This is a genomic window from Micromonospora sp. AMSO12t (assembly GCF_008806585.1).
Lineage (GTDB): Bacteria > Actinomycetota > Actinomycetes > Mycobacteriales > Micromonosporaceae > Micromonospora > Micromonospora reichwaldensis.
This window is the reverse complement of record NZ_WAAS01000456.1, coordinates 1-2,537: the sequence shown is the minus strand read 5'-3', so window position 1 is coordinate 2,537 and position 2,537 is coordinate 1. Positions and strand designations below refer to the sequence as shown.

At 69.8% G+C, this 2,537-nt stretch carries 2 protein-coding genes; one reads left to right on the top strand and one right to left on the bottom strand.

Annotated features, from left to right (window positions below):
* Nucleotides 1–167 precede the first annotated feature (167 nt).
* On the top strand, nucleotides 168–1,451 hold the full coding sequence (locus F6X68_RS32170; RefSeq protein ID WP_151457762.1) for a citrate synthase: 1,284 nt from the start codon (nucleotides 168–170) through the stop codon (nucleotides 1,449–1,451).
* A 149-nt stretch (nucleotides 1,452–1,600) separates the two neighbouring features.
* On the opposite strand, the gene F6X68_RS32165 is transcribed toward F6X68_RS32170, so the two are convergent.
* A partial coding sequence (locus F6X68_RS32165) for a glycosyltransferase family 4 protein (RefSeq protein WP_151457761.1) occupies nucleotides 1,601–2,537 on the bottom strand: 937 nt, incomplete at its 5' end.

The following is a 2,537-nucleotide window of genomic DNA, read 5'->3' as shown; positions in this document are numbered from 1 at the left end:
TTGGTGGTGGGTGGGCGTCCGGATTGCGCGGGTTTCCCGGGTCGCTGGTCGGGAAACGGGTGACGCATGCCTCACCGTCGAACCACGACGGGCGGTATCTCCTCGACCGTGATTACGGTAAAAGCGAAGGCAATTCAACGCAGATCTGCCGGCGAAGCGAGGGAACCATGACGGAAGTCAAGCTCGATCACCCCGGTGGGCAGCTTTCGATGCCGGTGCAATCCGCGGTCGAGGGCCCCGCCGGCATCGGGGTGGGCAAGCTGCTGAAGGAAACCGGGATGACGACGTACGACCCCGGTTTCGTCAACACCGCCGCCTGCTCGTCCGACATCACCTACATCGACGGCGACGCGGGGATCCTGCGTTACCGTGGGTACCCGATCGAGCAGCTCGCGGAGAAGTCCTCCTTCCTGGAGGTCTCCTACCTACTGATCTACGGTGAGCTGCCGACCCAGCAGCAGTTGACCGAGTTCACCGAGCGGGTCCGCCGGCACTCGCTGCTGCACGAGGAGATGCGCCGCTTCTTCGACGGCTTCCCGCGCGACGCGCACCCGATGGCCGTGCTCTCGTCGGCCGTCAGCGCCATCTCCACCTTCTACCAGGACAGCCTGGACCCGTTCGACTCCTCGCACGTCGAGATGTCCACGGTGCGGCTGATGGCGAAGGTGCCCACCATCGCCTCGTACGCGTACAAGAAGTCGATCGGGCAGCCGCTGCTGTACCCGGACAACTCGCTGGGCTACGTGGAGAACTTCCTGCGGATGACCTTCGGCGTGCCGGCGGAGCCGTACGAGGTCGACCCGGTGATGGCCAAGGTGCTGGACATGCTGTTCATCCTGCACGCCGACCACGAGCAGAACTGCTCCACCTCGACCGTGCGGCTGGTCGGCTCCAGCAACGCCAACCTCTTCGCCTCGGTCTCGGCGGGCGTGAACGCGCTCTTCGGCCCGCTGCACGGCGGCGCCAACCAGGCCGTGCTGGAGATGCTGGAGAAGATCCAGGCCGACGGCGGCGACGTCGGGTCCTTCGTCCGCAAGGTGAAGGACAAGCAGGACGGCGTGAAGCTCATGGGCTTCGGCCACCGGGTCTACAAGAACTACGACCCGCGCGCGGCGATCGTGAAGAAAGCGGCCCAGGACGTGCTCGGCCGGATGGCCAAGCCCGACCCGCTGCTGGACATCGCCATGCAGCTGGAGGAGATCGCCCTCGCCGACGAGTTCTTCGTCTCCCGCAAGCTCTACCCGAACGTGGACTTCTACACCGGCCTGATCTACAAGGCCATGGGCTTCCCGACCAAGATGTTCACGGTGCTCTTCGCGCTGGGCCGGCTCCCCGGCTGGATCGCGCAGTGGCGCGAGATGATCAACGACCCGGAGACCAAGATCGGCCGCCCGCGGCAGATCTACACCGGTGCCCCCGAGCGGGCGTACGCCCCGTTCTCGGAGCGCTGAGTTCCGGCCGTACCGACGACGGAGGCCGCCGACCCGCACCGGGTCGGCGGCCTCCGTCGTCTCGTACCCACCGCCGTCGCGCCCGACGGGGTGCGAGGAAGGGCACCTTCCAACGCAAAAGCGATAGGAAGGTGCCCTTCCTTGCCCCGTCAGCGGAGGCCGGCGGCGGCCAGCAGGTTGCCCTCGGCGATCGACGGCACGGCGCGGCCCCGGGTCACCCGCTCGGCGGCGAACGACCCGGCGGTGGCGATCGCGGTCGCGTAGGCGGTCGCCGTACGCTGCGCGATGGCCGACCAGCCGTAGCGCTCGTGCACCATGACGCGGGCCCGGCGGGCGAGCTGACGGGCCCGCTCCCGGTCCGACAGCAGCGCGTCGATCGCGTCGGTCAGCCCGTCCGGGTCGTGCGGCCGGAAGGTCATCCCGGTCACCCCGGGCTCGACGATCTCGGCGAGCCCGCCGGTCGCGGCGACGGCCAGGGGCGCGCCGGCGGCGGCACCCTCCAGCGCCACCATGCCGAACGGCTCGTAGATGCTCGGCACGGCGAAGCAGTCCGACGCGGCCATCACGGCGGGCAGGTCGGTGCCGCCGAGGAAGCCCGGCAGGCTGACCGTGCCGCCGAGACCCAGGCGGTGCACCTCGGCCTCCAACTCGCCGCGGTACGGCCCGTCGCCGACGATGACGGCGCGCAGCCCGGGGTGCCGCTCGCGCAGCCGGGGCAGCCCGGCGATCAGGTGCTGCACGCCCTTCTCGTAGACCAGCCGGCCGGCGAAGGTGACCAGCGGCCCGTCCCCGGCGAAGCGGGCGCGGGCCTGCGCCACCGCGGCGGCCGGGACGCGCCAGCGGTGCGGCTCCACGCCGTTGGGCACCACGTCGACCCGGCCCGTCGGCACGCCGAACAGCCCCGTCACCTCGTCACGCATGTAACCGGAGCAGACGATCACCCGGCCCGATTCGCCGGCCAGCCAGTGTTCGACGCCGTGGATGGTGCGGTTCATCTCCTCGGGCAGCCAGCCCTGGTGTCGGCCGGCTTCGGTGGCGTGGATGGTGCTGACGAGGGGGATGTCGAGGTGTTCGCGCAGGGTCATG

Excerpts from the sequence above, each read along its gene's own strand:
- F6X68_RS32170 (WP_151457762.1), top strand. The coding sequence starts at position 168 with ATGACGGAAGTCAAGCTCGATCACCCCGGTGGGCAGCTTTCGATGCCG.